Raw genomic sequence first — 2,757 nt, forward strand, 5'->3', positions numbered from 1 at the left:
CCTGACCTTCGAGGGGCCGCATCCGAATCGTCCATCGGCGGGCAGGAGGTCGGTGGGAATGGTGATCTGCGACATGCGCCGATTCTATCGAGACGCGCGCGGCAGCCCTCGAACCGGAAGCGGCGGCCGTCAGGTTAGGCTTACCTGTGTGCATTCGGCGATGGAGAGGGCTCGATGACAGATCTCATTGACACCACCGAGATGTACCTGCGCACCATCTTCGAGCTCGAAGAGGAGAAAATCGTTCCCTTGCGTGCCCGGATCAGCGAGCGACTTGGGCACTCCGGTCCGACCGTGTCTCAGACCGTCGGCCGGATGGAGCGTGACGGCCTCGTCGTGGTCGAGGGCGATCGCCACCTCGAGCTGACCGTCGAGGGACGGTCGAGGGCCGTGCACGTCATGCGCAAGCACCGTCTCGCCGAGCGCCTCCTTGCCGACATCATCGGCTTGGACTGGGCGCTCGTGCACGAGGAGGCCTGTCGCTGGGAGCACGTGATGAGCGAATCGGTCGAACGCCGCATCATCGAGATGCTCGACCACCCCACGCATTCCCCCTACGGAAACCCGATCCCCGGCCTGGACGAGCTGGGGGAGCCCGCCGCCGCCAAGTTCTACGACGGGGTCGTGAACATCGCGAACCTCGTCCACGGTGCCGTCGGACCGGTCACGGGCACTATCCGTCGGCTTGGCGAACCGGTGCAATACGAGAGCGAACTGCTTTCGCAGTTGCGCACCGCCGGCGTCATGCCGGGGGCACGGGCGAAGTTCTCGGCCGCCGGGTCCTACGTGCTTGTCGAGGTCGACGGCTTCGGCGATGGCCTCGAGCTGCCCAACGAGGTCGCCATCCATGTCTACGTCGGCATCTAGGCAGTTCTCCCCCTCAGGTCGCCTGCGCGGTGAACGGCCGGTGAACCGGCGCGCCAGCGGGAACTCGGCGCGGATTTCTGGGTTATTCTAAACTCCTTGGAGTTCCACCAATTCTTCGGAGAGCCGAATGTCACGCAGTCGCAGCATCCAAACCGTGGATATTCGCGCCCTGCACTTCATACGGCACAGCAGCCAGCGCGGCGTCCAACTGCGCGCAACCACTTAGGCACCGTCCACTCGACGGTGCCTTTTTTGTTGCCTGCACGCTCCTCACTGGCGGCACCCCTCGACGCTTCGAATCCCCGCAAGCCGTGCGGGGACTTGTCGATTGGATGAGAATGCGCACACTGGTCCTCAACGCGGGGTTCGAGCCCCTCGCCGTCGTCTCCTTCAAGCGAGCCCTCGTGCTCGTCATGAATGGCAAGGCGACGATCATCGCCGCGGATGCCGAGCATCCGGTATTCGGGCTGACCGAGTCGTGGGATCGGCCGTCGGTGATCCTGCTCAGGCGTTACGTGCGCATCCCGTCGAACCGGCGGGTGCCGGTCAGCCGCCGTGGCGTACTGCGGCGCGACGGCCAGCGCTGCGCCTACTGCGCCTCGTCGGCGACGACGATCGACCACGTGTTGCCGCGGTCGCGTGGGGGGGCGGACTCGTGGGAGAACCTCGTGGCCTGCTGCCTCAAGTGCAACAACGCCAAGAGCGACCGCACCCCGTCGGAGATGGGCTGGACACTGCGGGTGCACCCCCGGCCCCCGCACGGCACCACCTGGCTGGTGCGCGGGGTCGAGCGGGCGCTGCCGCAGTGGGAGGAGTACCTGGCGCCGGCGGCGTAGCGCGGCCTCTTCTCGTCGAGCAGGTCGCGCAGCGACCGTGTCGAAACCCAGCGGGTTTCATCACGCGCGCCAGGGCGCGCCGCTCAACCGGCGGGTCGGAGTTTCGGGCATCCGTGAACGGCTAAACTCGACTCGCTGGCCTCTGTAGCTCAATGGAAGAGCAAGTCCGTCCTAAGGATTAGGTTGGGGGTTCGAGTCCCTCCAGGGGCACGTAGCAAAACTGCTGTTCAGAGGCACTATTCACTTTAGAAGAAGATGGGTGTCGAGTCTCTTCTGCCTACAACTGAGCGGCATCGGTCCTCAGTTCCGCGCCTCTTGCCCACGGTTCGCCCACGTCTGAGAATATTCTCCGCGTGAAAGAGGTCTGGCCTCGGCCGCGTGCTCGTTAGAGTTCGCGAAGAGGCGGATGCTGTTTGCTCGCACCGTCGACCGATGCGCGTACCTGCGGATCCACGGGATTGAGGCGGCGGCCCGTGGCGCGGCCATCGTGCTTTCTGGCGCCCGCCTTGATGGCGGTGTGGGCCCAGGTGCAAGCGAGTGAAGTTCCCGAGGGCTTGGCCCACGGGAGGGGTGGGAAAGGGAATCCAACAGCCGTGGACCGTGCGATCGGGAAGGGCGAGGACACGTCACAGCGACCGCCAACACCGGCCTTGACATCACGCCCCGAAGTGGAGGATGGTTTGACCCGATTCGACGGGACTCACATGAAGACATCCGACATTGCAATGACTGATGGTGGCATCGAGACCGTTTTGGTTTTTCACGAAGGAATCGAGCTGCCCGACTTCGCGGCGTTCCCGCTTCTCTACGACGAGACAGGCCGCGACGCAATGCGCCGATACTTCGAGACCTTCTTGAGCATCGCGCAGGAACGTGGCGTCCCGTTTGTCATGGGAACCCCGACTTGGCGGGCGAACCGGGATTGGGGCCAACGCCTTGGCTTTACTCCGGATTCACTAGCCCGGGCGAACGCGGACGCTGTGGCGTTCGTGCGCGAGGTTGCTGCGAGCCACCCCGCCGTTGAGATCCTCGTCGAAGGAGTCCTAGGCCCACG

2 protein-coding genes, 1 tRNA gene and 1 pseudogene are annotated in these 2,757 nt (G+C 64.8%); all 4 read left to right on the forward strand.

Features of this window, described 5'->3' with window-relative positions; all coding sequences use genetic code 11:
- Positions 1–174: 174 nt before the first annotated feature.
- Positions 175–867: a metal-dependent transcriptional regulator gene (locus LH475_RS11760; RefSeq protein WP_297414186.1), complete on the forward strand. Its 693-nt coding sequence runs from the start codon at positions 175–177 to the stop codon at positions 865–867.
- Positions 868–1,205: 338 nt separating this feature from the next.
- Complete coding sequence (locus tag LH475_RS11765) at positions 1,206–1,703, forward strand: HNH endonuclease (RefSeq protein ID WP_297414188.1); 498 nt, start codon at positions 1,206–1,208, stop codon at positions 1,701–1,703.
- Between the two features lie 138 nt (positions 1,704–1,841).
- Positions 1,842–1,913: transfer RNA gene (locus LH475_RS11770), tRNA-Arg, on the forward strand.
- Between the two features lie 470 nt (positions 1,914–2,383).
- Positions 2,384–2,757 (forward strand): annotated as a pseudogene (locus tag LH475_RS11775) (homocysteine S-methyltransferase family protein); the annotation flags it as partial.

The organism is Cryobacterium sp., assembly GCF_026786305.1.
Classification (GTDB): Bacteria; Actinomycetota; Actinomycetes; order Actinomycetales; family Microbacteriaceae; genus Cryobacterium.

Coding starts and splice junctions, on each gene's coding strand:
- LH475_RS11760 (WP_297414186.1), top strand. CDS start 175: ATGACAGATCTCATTGACACCACCGAGATGTACCTGCGCACCATCTTC.
- LH475_RS11765 (WP_297414188.1), top strand. CDS start 1,206: ATGCGCACACTGGTCCTCAACGCGGGGTTCGAGCCCCTCGCCGTCGTC.